Raw genomic sequence first — 20,573 nt, forward strand, 5'->3', positions numbered from 1 at the left:
AAACTGATGCTCCATCAAAGTCGTGGCCAAAGAAGCCACTTGACTGGACCGGTCCACCGGTCCAGTCTTCTTCTTGTCGCTGCAAGGCGGCCCCGACTTGAGCCACGGCCGGTTGCCTCCTTCGCCCGTCCGGGGCCCGTTCGCGGGTTCAGGACGGGCGGGGTTGAGGGGAGCCGGAGATTCCTGGTTCTGACGGTGTAAGGCCCCGGAGTTGCACCTCCGGGGCCTCGGTTCGGGCCGTCCCACCGAGAGAGGAAGTACGACCCATGAACGTGATCGTTGCTGGTCGGAGGATCGTTACGCAGACCGAGCTGATCGAGGCCGGACTCGGATTCGACGCAGACCCCGCCGAGCCGCTGGAGTTCGACTCGGCGGCTGGCCAGGACGCGCTGCGCGACCTCGTCGCCGTCCTGGAGGTCGAGGCCGTGAGTGAGGTCGACGCCGAGGACATCGCCCACTACCGGGGCCTGCTCGGCGCCCGTGTCCTCTCCTTCCCCCGCCGTTCGGCCCTCGGCTTCGAACGGGGTGCCGCGTGAACCGCATCGTCTTCTGGGCCCTGATGGCCCTGTGCGTCGGCGTCGAGATCTGGGGCCTGGTCATCGACAACCGGGACGTCCACTACCTCGGCGCGATCGCCGGGTGCGGCGTGATCGGCGTCAACCACCTCCTGCACCGGGCCGACCGGTACGAGGAGTTCGCCGAGGCGGGTGAGGAGCGGTGAAGACGCTCGCCCAGGTCCTGCTGTTCGTGCTGACCGTCTTGGAGCTCTTGCTCGGCTTGCTGGCCGGGGCGGTGGCTTTGGCCAGCCTGATCACGGAGACGATCGCCCGCGCGGTCGCCGGACTCGACGAGCGTTTCGCCCGCCGGTTTCGGCTCGCACGGTTCTCCCCGAAGCTCCGCAAGGAGCTGGCCGACGTCCTGTACGGGATCACGACGACGCCCGCCGGAGGTACCCGATGAGCACCTACCGTGAAGACCGGCGGGCCGACAAGGCCGCCGAGCGGGCCCAGGACCGCGAGGACCGCCGCCTGGAGCTCGATGCCGCCGCCCAGCGCGAGCAGGCGAAGGCTGACGAGAGGCGCAAGGACGCCGACGCGAAGCGGCGCCAGGAGCAGGCCGACAAGAAGGCCAAGCAGGCCGAGGCGGCGACGAAGAAGGCCGCGGCCGCCGCAAGGCGCGCCAAGCTGCTGCGCTGGCTGAAGGCGAACCCGGCGACGCTGTTCGTGGCGTTCGTGATGGTTGCCTCGATCGTGCCCGCGATCCTCTCCCAGATTGGCGCCCTTACCGGCGCGAGTGTGGCGGCGCCGATGGCCGGCCTGCTCGCGGCGATGCTGGAGGGCGGCGCCTGGGCGATCACGTTCATGGGCAAGCAGGCCGAGGACGCCGGCCGCGAGCCGAGGAAGTACCGGATCGGCACCTGGGCCGTCGCCACGGTGGCGGCCGCGGTGAACTTCTGGCACGGCCTGGAGGCATACCGCGCCCACCCCTGGGTCGCGTTCGTCCTCGGCGCCTCCTCGCTCTTTGCCATCTACATCTGGGATCTGAAGACCCACGGCTCCCAGGGCAAGACCAAAGCGGAGAAGGAGGCGGAGAAGGCCCGCCGCGCCCACGTCTCCGCCCGGCGCAAGCATCACCCGGAGATCGTCGAGCAGGCGGTGAAGCTCCAGGCCGCCCTCCCGTTCGGGGTGCTGGACGACGATGCGGCGTTCGCCGCCGCCTGGCGGATCCACACCGGCGCCGAACCCGGCCTGTCCGCCGAGCTGTACGCCACCGCGACCACCGCCGTGCTGTCTCTCGGCGCGGCGTTCGAGCTCGGCGACAACGTGCGCGAGGAGCTTCTGGAGACCGGCTTCAAGGCCGCCCGCCTCAACCCGTTCGCCGAACTCACTCAGACGCCCGGATCCCAAGCGGGAATTGGGTCGAACACGGATGAACCGCCCGCCGAGAAGTCCCGCGAGACACCCGTCCGGGGACGGTCCGACGAGGAGCTCGACTCGCTCCTCCCGGACGCCCTGAGCGCGGCCGCCGACCTCGTCGCCGAGGGCAAGCAGATCTCCGCAACCGGTCTGGCGAAGAAGCTCAAGATCCGCCGCGAGGACGCTCTCAAGCTCCGTGACCGCGTCATCGAACAGCGCCGCCTGCACGTCGCCTGAACCACCCCAGTACGCGAGGCCCGGCCCTCGCCTGGCAGCACCGGCCGGGCCCCGCTACCTCACCAGGAGGCACCGCAAGCATGACCGAGAACCACGCCGAACCGCACACCCCCTCCACCCCGCCCCCGCCAGCCGAGCCGACGATCGCGACCGTCACCTTCCTCCACCCCTCCCTCCCCGCCCCGGCCCCGGGTGCGGTGGAGGACATGTGGGCGGAGCTGCCCGACGACTGCGACCCGACCCCGCCCATCCCGCCGATGCCGACCCAGGCGCCGACCGTCGGCCCCGACGACCGGACCGTGGTCCTGGAGACCGCCCGGATCATCCTCGACAAGACCCCCGCCCCGGCCCCGACCGTCAAGGCGGAGAAGGTCGACCTGGACGACTTCGACTCCGACGCCCCGCTCATTCCCGCGTGGATGTACTCCGCCGAAGGCTGGGCCGCGTGGGCCGGAGTCTTCTACCGGGCCCGCCGTCGGGACTTCCGGCGCTGGGTCCGCCGCCAGTCCACCCAGCGCGGTCATGTCCGCCAGTTCGGCCGCGGCGCCCGCCGCGCCCACGAGTGGGTCGTCGGCTTCGAGGGCGTCCGTGTCCAGTCCGCCGCACACACCGCGCACGTCCTGACCCGCGAGGCGCGCCTCGCCGCCCGCCACGCCCGCTTCACCCCCCGCATCCTCGGCTCCAAGAAGGAGCTGGCGATGAAGGCGGCCGAGCGCGCGACCAAGGCCGCCGAGGAGGCCGTGCTCCTGCACAAGAAGGCGAAGAAGGACCGCAACCGCGCCCGCAACCTGCGCGCCGGCGTCGTCTACGGCCCGCCGCTGTCCGCGATCGGCACCGGCTACGCCATGGGCGGCGGCCTCGGCCTGGCCGCCAGCCTGCTCTCCACCTTCGCGGGCGGCGCGTTCGTCGGCCGCACCCCGTACGACGAGGAAGCGGACTGGACCTCGGACTGGCGGTCGCTCGGGGATGGCGACCGGATGACCGCCCCCATGCTCGACCAGTCTTTTCGGGCGGCGAAGGTCATTGGCTCCGAGGAGACCCTCGGCGTCGTGCAGATGCCGATGCTCGACACCCGCGGAGCGTGGACGGCAGTCCTGGACCTGCCGCCGGGTGTCCCGGCGAAGAAGGCGATTCGCGCGACCGATGAACTGGCCGCCGCATTCGGGGTGGAGGAGGCCCAGGTCTCCGTCGCCAAGCGCGGCCGCGCCGGCCGCATCGAGCTCTACGTCTCCCGCGACCTGCCCTTCACCGACAAGGCCGCCCCCGGCCCGCTCCTCGCACTGGAGTCGCCCGCGGACTTCTGGGGCCGGATCTCCATCGGCCCCGACGTCCGCGGCATCCACCAGTCCATCTCCGTCGTCGAGCGCTCCGGCCTGATCGGCGGCGAGCCCGGCGCCGGTAAGTCCGCCTCGGGCAACACGATCCTGCTCGCGGCCGCGCTCGACCCGCGCGTCATCCTCTGGCTCGCAGACGGCAAGGGCGGCGGAGACCTGGAGCCCTTCGAGCGCCTCTGCGAACGCTACGAGGGCGACGCCGACCCCGAAGCCTTCAGCGAGATGCTCGATGAGCTCCTGGAGGAGATGAAGGCCCGCTACGCGCTGCTGAAGAAGCACGGCAAGCGCAAGGTCACCGAGGACCTCGCGGGCAAGCACCCCGAACTGCGCCAACTCCTGCTCTGGGTCGACGAGCTCATGCTCTACACGACCGACGAGGAGTTCGGGAAGAAGATCACCCGTAAGCTCCGCAACCTCGTCTCCCGTGGCCGGGCGGCCGGGATCATCACGTTCTGCGCCACCCAGAAGCCCGGCTCCGACGTCGTCGACACCAGCCTCCGCGACCTTCTCTCCATCCGGTGGGCGCTGCGCTGCACCACGCCGGAAGCCTCCGACACCATCCTCGGCAAGGGCGCCGCCGCCTCCGGCTACAGCGCGAAGACGATCCAGTCCGAGATGCGAGGCGCCGGCCTGCTGTGGGCCGAGGGCACCAACCCGACCATGGTCCGCGCCGACTACTACACCGACGAACAGGTCGAACAGCTCCTCGTCCGCGCCACCGACTGGCGCCGCGCGGCCGGGACCCTGCCGAACGGACCGGTCCCACTCGTCGACCAGCTGCGCGCCCAAGGCGACGAGGACGCGCTGCTCCTGGCCGCCGTCCTCGACACCTTTACCGCCCACGCCGACGCGGACGGCCCCGCCCAGTGGCTGCCCGGACAGCTCCTCGTCGACGAGCTCAAGACCGCCGGCCACACGATCACCGCCGAGAAGCTCGGCGCCCTCGTCCAGCGCACCGACGAGGAGAAGGCCAAGCGGCCGTGGGGCGAGAAGAGGGCCCGCGTCACCGGATACCCCCTCGGCCGCGTCGAAGCCGCCGCCACCAACCGCTTCGGACTTACCGCCTGATTCCAACCCGGACTGGCGCCCGGATTGACCCAGTTCACCCCCTGGTGGACCAGGCTCCAACCCGGACGCCGGATCCTCCGACCCGGACACCCGCGTCCGGGCCGGGCCCGGATCCGTCCGAGTCGCCCAACTCTCTGACCTGCGACAACGCGGCGCCGTCCGGGTCGTGTCCGGGTCTCCGCCTTAGCCCAAACCGGCACATAAGGAGTCAGGTGCTGTGACCACCCAGACTCTCACCGCCCCCGCCATTCCGGCCCCCGAGCTCGCCGACGCAGCCGCGCTCCTGGTCCGCGAGATCGAGCAGTACTTCCTCGCCCGCGTCCGCACCACCCCCCACCCGCTCGTCACCAAGACCACCGCCGAACTCATCGCCGAAGCCCTCGGCACCACCCCCGCTCTCGCGGCCGCGCCGGTCCTCACCCCGCCCGCCCGCGCGCTGCGCCTCCTGCCCGACTGGGTGCTCAACTTCCCGCTGCTCCGTCAGCTCCACGGCGCCGGACGGCACATCAGCGTCGCCGAGCACCTGGAGCTCACCGCGCTGGTCATCGAGCGCTACGGCTGGCACCGCGGCGCCTTGCGCTCCACCTCCGGCCGCCGCTGCATCCTCGGCGCCCAGGCCATCCTGTTCCGCCTCGGCTACGGCGACGAGACCACCGCCCTGGCCGCCGGCCACCACCTCCAGGCCGTCCTCACCGCCCGCGGGATCACCGAGCCCTACCACCGCTGGAACGACGCCACCCACCGCACCCGCGAGGAAGCCCTCGCGCTCGTCCGCACCGCCGCCACCAACGCCCGCCAGACCACGAACGCCTAGAGGAGACCTGCCTTGCACCTCCTGACCTCGCACGGCGCCGACTTCTTCGGCGAGGACCGCCACCCCCTGGCCCACGTGACCGCCCTCGCCGGATACACGGCCTGCCTCCCGCACAACGAGGGCCGACTCCTGTCCGCCTTCCTCACCCAGGTGACCGACACCGCCGCCAACGGCACCCCGCGCAGCCTCGTGCCCGGCCAGGCCGCCGAGCTCGTCGACCCGCTCCGCGCCCTCGCCCACGCCCGGTTCATCCGCTCCAAGCCGGTCGCGACCGTCGCCGCCCTCCTCGCCGAGGCGGCCGCCCGGGCCGCCGCCGACGGCGAGCCCTGGACCCTCACCCTCCAGACCAGCGAAGACCACGCCGCCCTTCAGAACAGCGGCAGTCACCACAAGGTCGACCAGCCCACGCACCCGTAGCTGCGCCGAGGGCGGCCCCCGTCTCGCCAAAGTCCGGGGCCGCCCTCGCTCACCAGCACCATCTACAGAACTGGAGACACCCAGCATGACCCATCCGATCCCGATCCCGCGAGACAGCCGCCACCTCGCCACCGCCCTGCACCTCGCGGCGGGCCGAGTGCCGGTGCTGCCGCTGCGCGCGGGGAAGGGCCCGTTCGGCAACTGCCCCGACTGCACCGACAACGCATGCGGCGGCCGACCCAACATGAAGACCCCCGGCCCCTGCATCTGCCCCCGCCCGTGCCACGCCTGGGCCGCCGCCACCACCAACCCGCACGTCCTCACCTCGCCCGCCTGGGCGGCCGCCTGGCGCAGTGCGGGAGTCGTCGGCTACCACCCGGGCGGCGCCGGGGTCACCGTGGTCGACCTGGACGACGCCGACGCCGTCACCTGGGCCCGCGCCACCCTGCTGCCGACCCGCACCGTGACCACGACGCGCGGCGAGCACTGGATCTACCGGGGCGTGAGGCGCTCCGCCAACCACGTCCGGCCAGGCGTCGACATCAAGTCCCACATGTCCTATGCCCGTTGGCTCGGGCCCGGCACCGGCACCATGGCGGCGCTGCCGCCGGCCGTCCTCGCCCTGGTCGTCAAGGAAGAGCCCACCCCCGCCCGCGAGGCCGTGGACTCTTCGCCGGTGACCCGTGCCCGGTGGGACCGGAGCGTGGCCACCGGTTGCCGCCACACCGAGACCTACATCCGCACCGGCCTCGCCCGCGGCGTCGCCCACGTCCAAGCCCGCTCCGAGAAGGGCGCCGGGACGGCCGCCTACGGAGCCGCCCGGTTCCTCGCCAAGCAGCACACCACCTGCCCCGGCCCGTGCGGGCTCGACGCCCTGGGCGAGGACATCATCGACGCCGCCGTGTCCGTCGGCGTCCCCGAGCCTTACGCCCGCCGCGCCGTCTCCAACGGCCTCCAGGCGGCCCTGGGAGCGACCGCGTGACCGCCACGCCGGGCGGGCCTCGGATCGTCGCCCTGCTGCGGATCTCCGCCCCGGGACGCGACACGACGCCCTCCGCGCGGTCCTGGTGCTCCTGCGGGCGCGACCTGGTCGCCTACGGGCAGCGCAGGGCCGCCGCGCTCATCGAAGACCACACCCGCCACCGCACCACCTGCCCGCTCCTGGCCGACGGGAAGGACGCCGCGTGACCGGCACCGAGAAGTTGCCCTCGCCGTCCAACCCGCTCGCCGTCGCCCGCCGGATCGTGCCCGACTGGCACACCGAGAACGGCCGGCTGCGACTGCGCCGCTGGCGCGGCTCGTGGATGCGATGGACCGGCACCTGCTGGCGCGAGTACGACGAGCAGCAGATGCGCGCCGGACTCTACAAGCGCCTGGAGCACGCCACCTTCTTCGCCGGCGTCGACAAGAACGGCGAGCCGGAGGTGCGCGAGTGGGCGCCGACCAAGACGAAAATCAGCAACCTGCTCGACGCGCTCAGCGCCATCACGCTCCTGCCCGCGGACGTCGACGCGCCGTCCTGGATCGACGCCGAGCACGACCGCAACGACACCAGCCCGATCGTCGCCTGCCGCAACGGACTGCTCCGCATCCGGGACAGGAAACTACTGCCGCACAGCCCCGGATTCTTCAACCTGGTCTCTGTCCCCTACGACTACGACCCCAACGCCACCGCACCCACCTGGGAAGCGTTCCTGGCCGGCATCTGGCCCGACGACCCCGAGTCCATTGCCGCCCTGCAGGAGTGGTTCGGCTACGTCCTCTCCGGCCGGACCGACCAGCAGAAGATCCTGCTCATGAAGGGCCCCTCCCGCTCCGGGAAGGGAACCATCGCCCGGATCCTGAAAGAGCTGGTCGGCAAGGAGAACCTCGCCGGGCCCACGCTCGCCGGCCTCGGCACGAACTTCGGTCTCTCCACCCTCGTCGGCAAGCCCCTCGCCATCATCTCCGACGCCCGATTGTCGAGCAAGGACGGCGGCGGCCAGGTGGTCGAGCGGCTGCTCACGATCTCCGGCGAGGACACCATCGACATCGACCGGAAGTACCGCGAGCCCTGGACCGGGAAGCTGCCGACCCGGCTCATGGTGCTGACCAACGAGCTGCCGAACTTCGGCGACTCCTCCGGCGTCATCGCCCGCCGGTTCATCGTCCTGAGCATGACGGTCTCCTGGCTCGGCAAGGAGGACACCGGGCTCACGGACAAGCTCGCTGCGGAGATGCCCGGCATCATCAACTGGGCCCTCGACGGCCTCGCCCGCCTGGAGCGCACCGGCCGGATCACCGAGCCCGCCTCCTCGCAGGACGCCGTGACGATGATGCAGGACACCGCCTCGCCCACGTCCGCGTTCGTCCGCGAGCGCTGCATCACCGGCCCGTCACACGAAGTCCCCGTGGACGTCCTGTGGACCGCCTGGCGCGAGTGGGCCGAGGACAACGGCGTGAAGTCCGTCGGGAGCAAGCAGCTCTTCGGCCGAAACCTGCTCTCCGTCGTCCCCCAGCTCCACCGTGCCCGGCCCCGCGACGCCTACGGCCGGCAGGTGGCCAAATACTCCGGAATCACCCTCAACCCGGCTTCCTGAGTCACTTTGAGTCGCTTGAGTCGCGACTCCGCGCAATGTCACTCCAACTTTTCGTCCCGAGGAGGGACTAGATGGCTGGCACCGCCAAGGCCCGCGCGATGCTCACCGTTCCTGAGCTCTGCGAGGAGCTCGGCATCAGCAGCTCCACCTTCTACGACTGGCGACTGAAGAGGCGCGCCCCCCGGTGCATCAAGCTCCCGAACGGAGCCATCCGCGTGCGCCGGGTCGACCTGGAGATCTGGCTGAGCGAGCACGAGGACGCCGCCTGATGGACACGACGTACAACGTGAAGTTCTGGAAGACCGGCGTCAACGTGGGCAAGAGGAAGACCACCTACACCGTTCGCTGGGAGTTGAACGGCCGAGAGCACCGCCAGACGTTCGTCACGGCGGCCCTCGCCGAGTCCTTCCGTGCGGGACTGATGTCCGCCGCGCGCAAGGGGGAGGCGTTCAGCGTCTCCACCGGCCTGCCGGTCTCGCACATCTCCCAGGCTGCCGGCGTGACGTGGTACGACTTCGCGATCCAGTTCGCGGACCAGCTCTGGGGACGGACCTCCGCAAACAACCGGCGAAACGTGGCGAAGGCGCTCACGCCGGTCACCATCGCCCTGCTCCGATCCCAGCCCACGGCGTTCAAAGGCGTCGACGTCCGGCGTGCCCTCCGCGAGTACGCCTTCAACACCCTCCGGCGGGACCAGGCCCCTCCGGAGGTCACCGTGATCCTCAAGTGGGTGCAGCGGCATTCCCTCACCATGGCGGCCTGGGAGGACGAGAGCACCGTGGAGGCGGTGCTGCGAGTAGCCGCAACGAAGCTGGACGGGACTCCCGTGGCCGCCAGCTCGGCGCGAAGGACCAAGCGGGTCCTGAACGTCCTCTTCGAGCACGCCGTTAAGAAGAAAGTACTCAAGGAGAACCCGCTCCCGAAGGGCAAGGGCAGCAGCTCCACCGCGGCGAAGACCTCCTCCGCCGTCGACAAGCGGTCGCTGCTCAACCAGGACCAGGCCGCGAAGCTGCTCGGCTGGGTCTACGGCCGGCCCAGGGGTGGCCAGAGGCTGCACACCTTCTTCGCCGCCATGTACTACGCCGGCGCCCGGCCCGAGGAGGTCGTCGCGATCGACGTCGGGGATGTCCGTCTGCCCGACGCGGACGCCGACGACCAGTGGGGCGAGCTGCTGCTCCACACCGCCCACCCCGAGGTCGGCAAGCAGTGGACGAACACAGGAGAGGTGCGCGAGCAGCGCGGCCTGAAGGGGCGTGCTGCCGACGACACGCGGACGGTGCCGTGCCGTCCCGCCCTGACGCGGATTCTTCGGGCTCACATCGACAGGGAGGGGCTGAAGCCCGGAGAGCTCCTGATGCAGGGGGAGAGGGGTGGGGACCTTGCCGGGTCCGTGATCCGCCGGGCATGGCGGCGGGCCCGGAAGGAGGTGCTGACCCCGTACGAGTTCGGCTCGCCGCTCGGGCGGCGCGTTTACGACCTTCGGCACAGCTGTCTGACGAACTGGCTGAACGCCGGAGTGCCGGCCGCGACCGCGGCCGAGTGGGCGGGCAACAGCGTGCCCGTGCTGCTCGCCACATACGCCCGCTGCATCGACGGGCAGCTCGATGATCTGAAGCAGCGGATCGAGGAGGCGGGGGAGCTGCCCGACCCCGCCTCGGCGAGAGGGTGAAAACTCCACCGCGTATGCACCGCAGCCACCCGCAGAAACGTGGGTTCAGCCGGGGCTAGCCGGACACGTCGCCTGTCTGCCAGGAGGCGTGTCCGGCCCGGGGCTCCGCCCTTGGAACCGGCGATGACCAGCCAAAAGGACCCTCCCGAAGGAGGGTCCTCGTCGTGCGCCCCCGGCAGGACTCGAACCTGCGGCCAAGTGCTTAGAAGGCACCTGCTCTATCCACTGAGCTACGGGGGCCGGGTGGTGGCTGGGCGGCCGGGAGCCCTCCGGAGGTGGGCTGTGGCCTGCCGGGACAAGGATAGGGCTCCGATCGCCTTGGCCCGGTTGCTTCACCTGCGTGGCACGATGTGGAGGTTCGGTGAAGCGGAACGATAATCGCAGGCAGGTGCGATTCGCGCAGCGCTTTTTTCGCCAAGGACGGCGGGTGTTGTGCACTCGTTATGCCCGGACTTCCGGCCGCCGCCCCTCTCTTCGGCGCGCAGGGCCGCAATAGGCTTCAAAAACACTCATAAATTGGGCATTCTTCGCATGTGGTGACCTTGGACGAACGGCCTCAGCTGATCGACGCACTCTCCGCCCTGCGCGACCGTGTCGCCGCCGTGCGTCTTCCCCTCCCCCTGCCGGACACCCCGAGGGCCCGGCAGACACGGGCCGAGCTGCTGGCCCAGCTCGACGACTATCTGGTCCCCCGGCTGAAGGATCCCGACGCACCGCTCCTGGCGGTGGTCGGCGGCTCGACGGGAGCGGGGAAGTCGACCCTGGTCAACTCCCTTGTCGGGCGGCGGGTCAGCGAGTCGGGGGTGCTCAGGCCCACGACGCGGACACCGGTGCTCGTCTGCCATCCGGAGGACCACCACTGGTTCGCCGGCATGCGGGTGCTGCCCCAGCTGACGCGGGTCTGGCTGCCGCAGGCCGACAAGGACGACCCGGTCGAGGAGAACCCGCCGGAGGAGAACGCCCTCCGGGTGGAGACGGCGGCCTCCCTGCCCCGCGGGCTCGCGCTGCTCGACGCGCCGGACATCGACTCCCTCGTCGTCGAGAACAGGCTCCTCGCCGCCGAGTTGATCTGCGCCGCCGACATCTGGGTGATGGTGACGACGGCCTCGCGGTACGCCGACGCCGTGCCCTGGCACCTGCTCCGTACGGCCAAGGAGTACGACGCCACCCTCGTCACCGTCCTCGACCGGGTCCCGCACCAGGTCATCGGCGAGGTCTCCCGGCAGTACGAGGCGCTGCTGGACAAGGCGGGGCTCGGCGACGTGCCCCGCTTCACCGTCCCCGAGCTGCCCGAGTCGGCGGGCGGGGGGAGCGGACTCCTGCCCGACAGCGCGGTCGCCGCCCTGCGCGGCTGGCTGGCCCACCGCGCCGAGGACCCGGCGGCCCGGCAGCAGGCGGCCGACCGGACCGCGTCCGGCGTCATCGACTCCCTCGACGCCCGGCTCCCCGAACTGGCGGGCGCGGTCGCCGCCCAGTACGCCGCCGCCGTCCGGCTCGGGGGCGTCGTCGAGCGCGCCTACGGGGAGGAGGCCAAGCGGGTACGCCAGCAGCTGGGGCGCGGCGCCGTCCTCGCCGGCGACGCCCGCACCCGCTGGCGCGGCTACCCCCGCGACAGCAGCGCCGAGGAACTCCTGGACGCCCTCGCCGAGTCCCTCGCCGCCCTCCTGCACTGCGCGGTCTCGGCGGCCGAGGAGCGCGTCCGGGACACCTGGCGCCGCGAGCCCGCCTCCGAGGCCCTGGGCCCGCCCCGCGCGGGCGGCGACCGGGAGGCGGCGGAGCGGATCGGCGTGGAGGTGCGCCGCTGGCGCCGCGTCCTGGAGGAGCTGGCCGAGGAGGAGGTGCGCGACGCCGAGCGCCCCTCGGGCCCGCGTGCGGCCCGCGCCGCCCTGCCGGAGGCCGACACCGTCGCCGCGCTGCTCGCCGCGTCGCTGCTCGGCGGTCGCCGCACCCGGTCCGCCGGCGATCGCCTCGCCGAACTCCTCGGTGCCCAGGCCACCCTGCGGCTGCGCGACAAGGGCGGCGAACTGGTCCTCACGCACGTTGACCGCGTCCTGCACGCCGAACGCGACCGGCGCCTCGCCCCCCTCCAGGCGCTCGACGTGACCCCCGAGCCGCAGGCGGAGCTCATCGCCGCGCTCTCCGTACTGCAGAAGGAGAAGTGACGTGACGGACCTGCCGTACGACGGCCGGGAAGGCGGCCGGGAGCGGGACGGGGCCGGTCGCGGCCGGGAGAGCTGGGACGACGGGCTGATCGCCCGGCGGGCGGCCGAACGGACCGCCGCCACCGAGGAGGGCCCGGCGGAGGAGGCCGGGGAGGAGGACACGCTGCCGCCGCTCGGCGGGGCGTACGGCGGTCCGCTCCGCGCCCGGCTCGACGCCCTGCACGAACTCGTCGGACTCTCCCGCACCCGGGTCGAGAGCGAGGCCCTCGCCGAGGCGGGGCGCGTCCTCGACGAGGCCGCCGCCCGCCAGCGGCTCTCCTCCCGGCACACGGTGATCGCGATCGCCGGGGCCACCGGCAGCGGCAAGTCGACGCTCTTCAACGCCCTCGCCGGCGTGCCCGTCTCCGAGACGGGGCTGCGGCGGCCCACCACCTCCGCGCCCATCGCGCTCAGCTGGTCCGAGGGCGCCGCGGGACTCCTCGACCGGCTCGCCGTCCCCGGCCGACTGCGCCGCCGCCCCCTCGCCGGCGGCGCCGCCGACACCGAACTGCAGGGGCTCGTCCTCATCGACCTGCCCGACCACGACTCGGCGGTCACGGCCCACCGCGACCAGGTCGACCGGGTCCTCGGCCTGGTCGACGCCGTCATCTGGGTGGTCGACCCCGAGAAGTACGCCGACGCCGCCCTCCACGAGCGCTACCTCAGGCCGCTCTCCGGGCACGCCGAGGTCACCTTCGTGGTCCTCAACCAGATCGACCGGCTCGGCACCGAGGCCGCCGACCTCGTCCTCGACGACCTGCGCCGCCTGCTCGACGAGGACGGCGTGGCGCTCGGAGAGCACGGCGAACCCGGCGCGACCGTCCTCTCGGTCTCCGCGCTCACCGGCGAGGGCGTGCCCGAACTGCGCGAGCTCGTCGCCCGGTTCGTCCAGGAACGCACCGCCCCCGAGCGGCGGCTCGCCGCGGACGTCGACGCGGCCGCCGCCCGGCTCCGCCCGGCGTACGTCACCGAGGGGCGGTCGGGTCTCGACGAGCGGGCCAGGGACGCCTTCGCGGACCGGCTCGCGATCGCCGTCGGCGCCCAGGCCGCGGGCGAGGCCGCCGAGCGGGTCTGGCGCCGGGGCGCCATCCGCGCCTGCGGCACGCCCTGGCTGCGCCTCTACCGGCGCTACGAGCGGATGCGCGCGCACGGCTACCCCGGGCCGCGGCCGGCCGCCCCGGCCGAGGAGGAGGTGACGGCGCGCCAGCGGGTCGAGCAGGCCGTGCGGATCGTCGCCGACGAGGCGTCGCGGGGCCTTCCGGCGCCCTGGGCGCAGGCCGTACGGGAGGCGGCTGCCCGCGGGGCGGAGGGGCTGCCCGAGGCCCTGGACGAACTGACGGTCACGGTGGGCGATCCGGCGGCCCGGCCGCCGCGTCCCGCCTGGTGGCCCGCGGCCGTGCTCGCCCAGGTGGTGATGACGCTCCTGCAGGTGTTCGGCGCGCTCTGGCTGGTGGGCCAGATCGTCGGCGTCGTGCCGCCGGGCCTGCTGCCGCCGGTGCTGGTGATGGTCGGCGGCATCGTGGGCGGGCCGCTCGTCGAATGGGCCTGCGAGAGCGCGGTGAAGGGGCCGGCCCGGCGGTACGGGCAGGAGGCCGAGCGGCGTCTGCGCGAGGCGGCGGCGGCCTGCGGGCGGGCCCGGGTGCTCGACCCGGTGGCGGCGGAGCTGGTGCGCTACCGGGAGGTGCGCGAGCAGTACGCGACGGTGGTGGGTTCCCGGGCGTCGGCCCGGGTGGTCGGTGGACTCCGCACCGGTACGACCCGGTTCGGCGCCACTCGCGCCGGAGTTCGGGGGAGATAGCACCACCGATCCTCTTTCAACCCCTTTCACCCTCCCGGGTGGCGGAGTTGTCCCCCGCCGTGCGGCCGTCCACAGGCCCCGGCGGGGTTTCGCGTTCCGCCCCAGCATGGTGTCGAAGCAGGACGACACAGGAGAACGGGGGCGAACGACCCATGAACGACACGACCGTGACGCTCGTCGGCAACGTGGCGACGGCGGTGGAGTACCGGGAGACGGCGACGGGCGGGGTGGCCAGATTCCGCTTCGCGGTGACGGCGCGCCGCTGGGACCGTGAGAACGGAGCCTGGTCCGACGGTCCGACCAGCTTCTACACGGTCTCCGCCTGGCGCTCGCTCGGCGCCAACCTGGCCGCCTCCGTGTCGGTCGGCGAACCCCTGGTGGTGCACGGGCGCCTGAAGGTGCGTGAGGACGAGCGGGACGGGCAGCGCAAGACGTTCGTGGACGTCGCCGCGCTCGCCGTGGGCCACGACCTGAGCCGCGGGACGGCCGCCTTCCGGCGCGCGGCCCGGCAGGAGACGGCGTCCGGCCCCGGGGCGGGAGTCGGATCCGTGCCCGGATCCGGGTCGGCCGGAGCACCGGAACTCGCCTCGGGACGGGGGCGGGAGGTCCCGGCGGGTGCGTCTCCGGACGGGCCTCCCGACCCCTGGGAAGTGGTGCCGGAGGAGGTGACAACGCGCCTGGTAACCGCACCTTGACCATGCGTCGTGGGGATTTGTCGACCAACTCGCAGGGTGGATAACGATTCCGAGACGGAATGGTTATCTGACCGTATGGCCGGGCACCCAGGGGTTCCGCATCCCTAGGATTCCCGAATACTCGTGTGGCACGTGAGCCCATCGAGTCTGTGAGTCTGCTGGCGTGCGCTCCCCCCACGTGAATCGACCAAAGTTCGCGGAGCCGCCGCCCGGAGGGGAATCCAATGTTTTCAGTTCGTGGGCGGGGCACTGCTCGCCGCCTTGCCGCTGCCACTCTGGTCTCGGGCCTCGTCGCCGCAGGCGCGATAGGCATCGCGGGACCGGCTGCGGCCGAAGATGGCCCGGGTGACAACGGCGGCGCGACCGCCACGCTCGGCCAGCTGAAGATCTCCGACAAGGTGAAGATCACCGAGAAGATCAACGGCAAGGACCAGGTCTGGGAGGAGCGGGGCGGCCTCTTCGAGATGAAGGTCGAGAACGGCGGCAGCCTTCAGACCTACTGCATCGACTTCCGCACCGGCGCCCACGAGGGCAAGAAGTACAAGGAGGTCGGCTGGGACCAGTCGTCCCTCCACAACAACCCCGACGCGGGCAAGATCCTCTGGATCCTGGAGAACTCCTACCCGAACGTCTCGGTCGCCGCCCTCGGCGAGAAGACCAAGATCGAGGGTCTGACCGAGAAGACCGCCGCCGCCGCCACGCAGGCCGCGATCTGGCGCTACTCGGACAAGGTCGACGCCACCCCGGTCAACGAGCAGGGTCAGAAGCTGACCGCCTACCTGCTCGAGAACGCCAAGCAGGTCGAGGAGCCCAAGGCGTCCCTCAGCCTCAACCCGTCGTCCGTCACCGGCAAGGCCGGCGACCGTCTCGGCCCGATCAAGGTCGGCACCAACGCCTCCGAGGCGCAGCTCTCGGTCGTCCCGGGCGCCCCGGCCGGCATCGGCGTCGTCGACAAGGACGGCAAGGCCGTCACCAAGGCCAAGGACGGTGACGAGGTCTTCGTCGACGTCCCGAAGGGCACCGCCGACGGCACCGCCGAGATCAAGGCCGAGGCCACCACGAAGGTCCCGCTCGGCCGCGCGTTCGTCAGCGTCCAGGGCAAGAGCCAGACGATGATCCTCGCCGGCTCCAGCGACTCCACCGTGACCGCCAAGGCCACCGCCTCCTGGGCCAAGAAGGGCGCCATCCCGGGCGTCTCCGTCGCCAAGGACTGCGAGAAGGGCGGCCTCTCCATCGTCGCCACCAACGCGGGTGACGAGGACTGGACCTTCGAGCTGAAGGGCACCTCCTACACCGTCCCCGGTGGCGAGACCAAGACCATCACGGTCCCGCTGGCCGAGGACGAGGCGTACAAGTTCACCATCACCGGCCCGAACGAGTTCGAGCAGACCTTCGAGGGCGTCCTGGACTGCAAGACGGCCACCCCCGGCCCGAAGCCCTCCGAGACCCCCTCCACCTCCCCCTCGGTCGAGCCCTCGCCGTCCACCCCCGGCACCACCGGTGACACCACGGCCGGCACCACCGGCTCCACCACCGGCGGCGGCGACCTCGCCGAGACCGGCAGCTCCAACGCCACCCCGATGATCGCCGGCATCGCCGCCGCGCTCGTCGTGGTCGGTGGCGGCGCGGTGTTCTTCCTCCGCAAGAAGAAGGCCGCAGGCCAGTAATCCCGGGCCCGTGGTGCCGGGCCCCGCGCCCGGCACCACGCCCCACCCCACGGAGTGATCCGCGCCGTGAGCGCCCCACCCCGTGACCCGCACGACCCCGGACCGCATCCGCGCCCGGGGTCGTCGCACGCCCGGGCCCCGAATCCACCCCTACCGCCCGGTACGCCCCCCGCACGACCCCCTCCGCGCCCCCGCTCCCGCCTCACCGGTTTCCGCCTGGGGGTGGCGGTCAGGCAAGATGGGGTGTATCTGCCCACTCACTCTTTGCCGGACGGTTTCTCTTGGCTGAGTACATCTACACGATGCGCAAGGCGCGCAAGGCGCACGGCGACAAGGTCATCCTCGATGACGTGACGCTGAGCTTCCTGCCGGGCGCGAAGATCGGTGTGGTCGGCCCGAACGGTGCCGGTAAGTCCACCGTTCTGAAGATCATGGCGGGCCTGGAGCAGCCGTCGAACGGTGACGCGTTCCTGTCGCCCGGGTTCTCCGTCGGCATCCTCATGCAGGAGCCGAAGCTCGACGAGACGAAGACCGTCCTGGAGAACGTCCAGATGGGCGCCGCCGAGGTCATGGGGAAGCTGAAGCGCTTCAACGAGGTCGCGGAGCTCATGGCGACCGACTACTCGGACGCGCTCCTGGACGAGATGGGCAAGCTCCAGGAGGACCTGGACCACGCCAACGCGTGGGACCTCGACACCCAGCTGGAGCAGGCCATGGACGCCCTGGGCTGCCCGCCCGGCGACTGGCCGGTCAACAACCTCTCCGGTGGCGAGAAGCGCCGTGTCGCGCTCTGCGCGCTCCTCCTGGAGGCCCCCGACCTGCTGCTCCTCGACGAGCCCACCAACCACCTCGACGCCGAGTCGGTGAACTGGCTGGAGCAGCACCTGGCCCAGTACAAGGGCACCGTCGTGGCCATCACCCACGACCGGTACTTCCTCGACAACGTCGCCGAGTGGATCCTGGAGCTCGACCGCGGTCGCGCCCACCCCTACGAGGGCAACTACTCGACCTACCTGACGAAGAAGTCCGAGCGCCTCAAGGTCGAGGGCCAGAAGGACGCCAAGCGCGCGAAGCGGCTCCGGGAAGAGCTGGAGTGGGTGCGGTCGAACGCCAAGGGGCGTCAGGCCAAGTCCAAGGCCCGTCTCGCCCGCTACGAGGAGATGGCGGCCGAGGCCGACAAGATGCGGAAGCTGGACTTCGAGGAGATCCAGATCCCGCCGGGCCCGCGCCTGGGCTCCATCGTCGTCGAGGTCGAGAACCTCTCCAAGGCGTTCGGCGACAAGGTCCTCATCGACGACCTGTCCTTCACCCTGCCGCGCAACGGCATCGTCGGCGTCATCGGCCCGAACGGCGCCGGCAAGACCACGCTCTTCAAGATGCTCCAGGGTCTGGAGACCCCGGACTCCGGCTCCGTCAAGGTCGGCGAGACCGTCAAGATCTCGTACGTCGACCAGAGCCGCGCCAACATCGACCCGAAGAAGACGCTGTGGGCCGTCGTCTCCGACGAGCTGGACTACATCAACGTCGGCCACGTCGAGATGCCCTCCCGCGCCTACGTCTCCGCGTTCGGCTTCAAGGGCCCGGACCAGCAGAAGCCGGCCGGCGTGCTCTCCGGCGGTGAGCGCAACCGCCTGAACCTCGCGCTCACCCTCAAGCAGGGCGGCAACCTGCTGCTCCTCGACGAGCCGACCAACGACCTCGACGTCGAGACCCTGTCCTCGCTGGAGAACGCCCTCCTCGAGTTCCCGGGCGCCGCAGTGGTCATCTCCCACGACCGCTGGTTCCTGGACCGGGTGGCGACCCACATCCTCGCGTACGAGGGCGAGTCGAAGTGGTTCTGGTTCGAGGGCAACTTCGAGTCCTACGAGAAGAACAAGATCGAGCGCCTCGGCCCGGACGCGGCCCGTCCGCACCGTGCCACGTACAAGAAGCTGACCCGAGGCTGAGCGTGCGCCACATCTACAGCTGTCCCCTGCGCTGGTCGGACATGGACGCCTTCGGGCACGTCAACAACGTCGTCTTCCTGCGGTACCTGGAAGAGGCGCGGATCGACTTCATGTTCCGGCTGGCGCCGGGGGACGGTTCCCCCTCGTTCTCCGGCGGGTCCGTCGTGGCCCGGCACGAGATCGACTACGTGCGGCCGCTGGTCCACCGGCACCAGCCGGTGACCATCGAGTCGTGGGTCACGAAGATAGGCGCGGCGTCGCTGACGATCGCGTACGAGATCAAGGACCCGGACGTCACGTACGTCCGGGCGGCCACGGTCGTCGTCCCCTTCGACCTGGAGGCGCAGCGCCCGCGGCGGATCACCGCCGAGGAGCGCAGCTTCCTGCAGGAGTACGTGGACGACGGGATGACCGCCGCCGCATGACCGTCCTCGCCCCGCTGCACTTCGCCGACGCCAGGGAGGCGGCGGCCCTCGCCGCCTTCCTGACCCGGCTGGTCCGGTACGACCGGGCCGCCGCCGTCCGCCTCCAGGCGGGCGGCGGGGCGCTGGCCGTCTTCGGGCGGCCGCCGTCCTTCGAGGTCCTCGCGATCCGCACGGCGCTGCTCGTCGACGCCGTGGACCTCGACGTCACGGTCTCGGCCGGCGAACTCCTCGAAGGCATCGAGGAGTCGTCGGGCAAGGCCGTCGTCCCGGACACGGTGACCGGACCGCCCTGGACGGGCGTCCTGCCGCCGCGCACCGGCTGGCGGCCCGTCGAGGGGCTGCCCGGCAGCGCCGAGATGCGGGGCGCGGTCGCCGCGGCCGTCGCCGAGTTCCGCGCGCGGGACGCGGAGCTGCCCGAGGACCGGCGCACCACGGCCGAGCGCGACCGGATCGGCCGGGACATCTGGTCCCGGACCCTCGGCGCCACCGGCCTGCCCCTGCGGGCCGTGCACGCCGCCCAGTCGCTGGGCTTCCTGCCGCCGGCCACCGGGGAGACGCCCGTGGCGCTCCTCGCCTCGGGGCCCTGGCTCCGGCTGCGCACCCCGTACGGCTCGATCGCCCTGCGCACCGCGCCGACCTCGCTGATCTCCCTGAGCGTCACGCCGACCGCGTCCGCCGGGTGAACGAGACCGGGAACGAGACCGCCGGGTGAACGAGACCGCCGGATCCGCGAGAGCGTCCGATGACCGGGGCAGCCGCATGGTCGAGGTCGACGGGCCCCTCACCGGGGACGAGCTCAACACCCTGTTCCGGGCCGCCTGGCCCGGGCACCGGGACACCGACTTCGGTCCCGTCCTCGCCCGCAGCATGCTCCGCGTCACCGCCCGCCGGGACGGGCGGCTCGTCGGGTACGTGAACGTCGTCGGCGACGGCGGCGTGCACGCCTTCCTCCTCGACACCACCGTCCATCCGGACGAGCGCCGCCGGGGACTCGGCGTCACCCTCGTCCGCGCCGCCGCCGCGGCCGCCCGCGAGCGCGGTGCGCACTGGCTGCACGTGGACTACGAGCCCCACCTCGCCGCCTTCCACGAGCGCTGCGGCTTCCGGCCCACCGCCGCCGGACTCGTCGACCTGACGGCCTGAGCCGGTCCGGCACCGCGCCGGGCCCGCCGGCCGGACCTCCGGAACCCGCCCCCCTCACCGCTCCCCGCGGCCCTCGCGGGCGATCGCGGCCACCGAGAGGACGGCCGAGAGCGCGAGCAGGGAGGCGGGCACCACGGGGGAGCCGTGGGCCTCGTTCTGCCGTGCGAGGACGGGGTCCATGCGGTGGGCGGGGTCGTAGGCGATGCGGACCGCGCCGCCGGGCTCGGCGATCCGCTCCTCGGCCGAGAACGCGGTGGGATAGCCGCCGGAGCAGCGCAGGGTGTGGTGGAAGAGGGTCTTCGCGGCCGGCGCGCCCTCGCCGAAGGTCGGGTGGTGGGTGACCTTCGCCTTGCCCACGACGACGCAGTCGGCGACCGCGCCGCGGACGGCGTCGTCCCGCGCCTCCACCCACACCGCCGTCAGACCCGCCAGGATCAGGACGGCCGCGGCGATGCTCCCGCCCTCGCGGAAGAGCGCGTCGTGCGCCAGGAGGGCGACGGCGGCCAGCGCGAGGCCCCCGGCGACCGCGAGCGCGGTCGGCAGCCCGTGCGGACCGCCGAGGCTCCGGGCCGCCCACCACCACAGCAGCGTTCCCGCGACGGCGGGCACGAGCAGCGCCCCGGTGTACGGCAGGGCCTTGCGCATCGGTACCCCCGTGGACGAC

21 protein-coding genes and 1 tRNA gene are annotated in these 20,573 nt (G+C 72.1%); 20 read left to right on the forward strand and 2 right to left on the reverse strand.

Features of this window, described 5'->3' with window-relative positions:
• Positions 1–266: 266 nt before the first annotated feature.
• From AB0424_RS16190 to AB0424_RS16245, 12 genes are all read left to right on the forward strand, one after another.
• Entirely contained in the window at positions 267–536 is a 270-nt protein-coding gene (locus AB0424_RS16190) for a hypothetical protein (protein WP_366305822.1), read from the forward strand.
• Positions 533–721: a hypothetical protein gene (locus tag AB0424_RS16195; RefSeq protein WP_366305824.1), complete on the forward strand. Its 189-nt coding sequence runs from the start codon at positions 533–535 to the stop codon at positions 719–721. Before AB0424_RS16190 ends, AB0424_RS16195 begins: the two co-directional genes overlap by 4 nt.
• Positions 718–960 (forward strand): hypothetical protein, encoded by a 243-nt coding sequence (locus tag AB0424_RS16200; protein ID WP_366305826.1) that lies wholly within the window; start codon positions 718–720, stop codon positions 958–960. Before AB0424_RS16195 ends, AB0424_RS16200 begins: the two co-directional genes overlap by 4 nt.
• Positions 957–2,153: a hypothetical protein gene (locus AB0424_RS16205; RefSeq protein ID WP_366305828.1), complete on the forward strand. Its 1,197-nt coding sequence runs from the start codon at positions 957–959 to the stop codon at positions 2,151–2,153. The genes AB0424_RS16200 and AB0424_RS16205 overlap by 4 nt, the downstream gene beginning before the upstream one ends.
• 80 nt (positions 2,154–2,233) lie before the next feature.
• Positions 2,234–4,555, forward strand: coding sequence for an FtsK/SpoIIIE domain-containing protein (locus AB0424_RS16210; protein ID WP_366305830.1), 2,322 nt, complete (start codon positions 2,234–2,236; stop codon positions 4,553–4,555).
• A 217-nt stretch (positions 4,556–4,772) separates the two neighbouring features.
• Positions 4,773–5,369 carry a hypothetical protein gene (locus tag AB0424_RS16215; RefSeq protein ID WP_366305832.1) on the forward strand — a complete coding sequence of 199 codons (597 nt, stop codon included), beginning with the start codon at positions 4,773–4,775 and terminating at the stop codon, positions 5,367–5,369.
• Between the two features lie 12 nt (positions 5,370–5,381).
• Complete coding sequence (locus tag AB0424_RS16220; RefSeq protein WP_366305834.1) at positions 5,382–5,786, forward strand: hypothetical protein; 405 nt, start codon at positions 5,382–5,384, stop codon at positions 5,784–5,786.
• Between the two features lie 85 nt (positions 5,787–5,871).
• Positions 5,872–6,768: a DNA primase gene (locus tag AB0424_RS16225; protein ID WP_366305836.1), complete on the forward strand. Its 897-nt coding sequence runs from the start codon at positions 5,872–5,874 to the stop codon at positions 6,766–6,768.
• On the forward strand, positions 6,765–6,974 hold the full coding sequence (locus AB0424_RS16230; protein WP_366305838.1) for a hypothetical protein: 210 nt from the start codon (positions 6,765–6,767) through the stop codon (positions 6,972–6,974). Before AB0424_RS16225 ends, AB0424_RS16230 begins: the two co-directional genes overlap by 4 nt.
• Entirely contained in the window at positions 6,971–8,365 is a 1,395-nt protein-coding gene (locus tag AB0424_RS16235) for a phage/plasmid primase, P4 family (protein ID WP_366305840.1), read from the forward strand. Before AB0424_RS16230 ends, AB0424_RS16235 begins: the two co-directional genes overlap by 4 nt.
• 71 nt (positions 8,366–8,436) lie before the next feature.
• Positions 8,437–8,634: a helix-turn-helix domain-containing protein gene (locus AB0424_RS16240; RefSeq protein WP_366305842.1), complete on the forward strand. Its 198-nt coding sequence runs from the start codon at positions 8,437–8,439 to the stop codon at positions 8,632–8,634.
• The gene (locus AB0424_RS16245) at positions 8,634–10,034 is read left to right on the forward strand and encodes a site-specific integrase (RefSeq protein ID WP_366305844.1); all 1,401 of its coding nucleotides are present in this window, start codon (positions 8,634–8,636) and stop codon (positions 10,032–10,034) included. Before AB0424_RS16240 ends, AB0424_RS16245 begins: the two co-directional genes overlap by 1 nt.
• Before the next feature lie 167 nt (positions 10,035–10,201).
• On the opposite strand, the gene AB0424_RS16250 is transcribed toward AB0424_RS16245, so the two are convergent.
• Positions 10,202–10,274, reverse strand: a tRNA-Arg gene (locus AB0424_RS16250).
• A gap of 293 nt (positions 10,275–10,567) precedes the next feature.
• Between AB0424_RS16250 and AB0424_RS16255 the strand changes: the two genes are divergently transcribed.
• The 8 genes from AB0424_RS16255 to AB0424_RS16290 all read left to right on the forward strand — a co-directional run bounded on the left by AB0424_RS16255 (position 10,568) and on the right by AB0424_RS16290 (position 19,909).
• Positions 10,568–12,196, forward strand: coding sequence for a dynamin family protein (locus AB0424_RS16255; RefSeq protein WP_366305846.1), 1,629 nt, complete (start codon positions 10,568–10,570; stop codon positions 12,194–12,196).
• Positions 12,197–12,206: 10 nt separating this feature from the next.
• Entirely contained in the window at positions 12,207–14,033 is a 1,827-nt protein-coding gene (locus AB0424_RS16260; RefSeq protein WP_366306228.1) for a GTP-binding protein, read from the forward strand.
• A 152-nt stretch (positions 14,034–14,185) separates the two neighbouring features.
• Positions 14,186–14,728, forward strand: a complete 543-nt coding sequence (locus AB0424_RS16265; protein WP_366305847.1) for a single-stranded DNA-binding protein — start codon at positions 14,186–14,188, stop codon at positions 14,726–14,728.
• A gap of 224 nt (positions 14,729–14,952) precedes the next feature.
• A complete protein-coding gene (locus tag AB0424_RS16270) occupies positions 14,953–16,395 on the forward strand; it encodes a Cys-Gln thioester bond-forming surface protein (protein WP_366305849.1) in 1,443 nt (480 codons plus the stop codon).
• 281 nt (positions 16,396–16,676) lie between these two features.
• Positions 16,677–18,341 carry an energy-dependent translational throttle protein EttA gene (gene ettA, locus AB0424_RS16275; protein ID WP_365217384.1) on the forward strand — a complete coding sequence of 555 codons (1,665 nt, stop codon included), beginning with the start codon at positions 16,677–16,679 and terminating at the stop codon, positions 18,339–18,341.
• Between the two features lie 2 nt (positions 18,342–18,343).
• Entirely contained in the window at positions 18,344–18,766 is a 423-nt protein-coding gene (locus AB0424_RS16280) for a thioesterase family protein (protein ID WP_366305851.1), read from the forward strand.
• Positions 18,763–19,449 (forward strand): hypothetical protein, encoded by a 687-nt coding sequence (locus AB0424_RS16285; protein ID WP_366305853.1) that lies wholly within the window; start codon positions 18,763–18,765, stop codon positions 19,447–19,449. Before AB0424_RS16280 ends, AB0424_RS16285 begins: the two co-directional genes overlap by 4 nt.
• A gap of 25 nt (positions 19,450–19,474) precedes the next feature.
• A complete protein-coding gene (locus AB0424_RS16290) occupies positions 19,475–19,909 on the forward strand; it encodes a GNAT family N-acetyltransferase (protein ID WP_366305855.1) in 435 nt (144 codons plus the stop codon).
• Between the two features lie 54 nt (positions 19,910–19,963).
• On the opposite strand, the gene AB0424_RS16295 is transcribed toward AB0424_RS16290, so the two are convergent.
• On the reverse strand, positions 19,964–20,554 hold the full coding sequence (locus tag AB0424_RS16295) for a hypothetical protein (RefSeq protein ID WP_366305856.1): 591 nt from the start codon (positions 20,552–20,554) through the stop codon (positions 19,964–19,966).
• Positions 20,555–20,573 lie beyond the last annotated feature (19 nt).

Source organism: Streptomyces sp. NPDC051180 (assembly GCF_040689545.1).
Lineage (GTDB): Bacteria > Actinomycetota > Actinomycetes > Streptomycetales > Streptomycetaceae > Streptomyces.

Coding starts and splice junctions, on each gene's coding strand:
- AB0424_RS16190 (WP_366305822.1), top strand. CDS start 267: ATGAACGTGATCGTTGCTGGTCGGAGGATCGTTACGCAGACCGAGCTG.
- AB0424_RS16205 (WP_366305828.1), top strand. CDS start 957: ATGAGCACCTACCGTGAAGACCGGCGGGCCGACAAGGCCGCCGAGCGG.
- AB0424_RS16210 (WP_366305830.1), top strand. CDS start 2,234: ATGACCGAGAACCACGCCGAACCGCACACCCCCTCCACCCCGCCCCCG.
- AB0424_RS16225 (WP_366305836.1), top strand. CDS start 5,872: ATGACCCATCCGATCCCGATCCCGCGAGACAGCCGCCACCTCGCCACC.
- AB0424_RS16240 (WP_366305842.1), top strand. CDS start 8,437: ATGGCTGGCACCGCCAAGGCCCGCGCGATGCTCACCGTTCCTGAGCTC.
- AB0424_RS16245 (WP_366305844.1), top strand. CDS start 8,634: ATGGACACGACGTACAACGTGAAGTTCTGGAAGACCGGCGTCAACGTG.
- AB0424_RS16265 (WP_366305847.1), top strand. CDS start 14,186: ATGAACGACACGACCGTGACGCTCGTCGGCAACGTGGCGACGGCGGTG.
- AB0424_RS16270 (WP_366305849.1), top strand. CDS start 14,953: ATGTTTTCAGTTCGTGGGCGGGGCACTGCTCGCCGCCTTGCCGCTGCC.
- AB0424_RS16285 (WP_366305853.1), top strand. CDS start 18,763: ATGACCGTCCTCGCCCCGCTGCACTTCGCCGACGCCAGGGAGGCGGCG.
- AB0424_RS16295 (WP_366305856.1), bottom strand. CDS start 20,554: ATGCGCAAGGCCCTGCCGTACACCGGGGCGCTGCTCGTGCCCGCCGTC.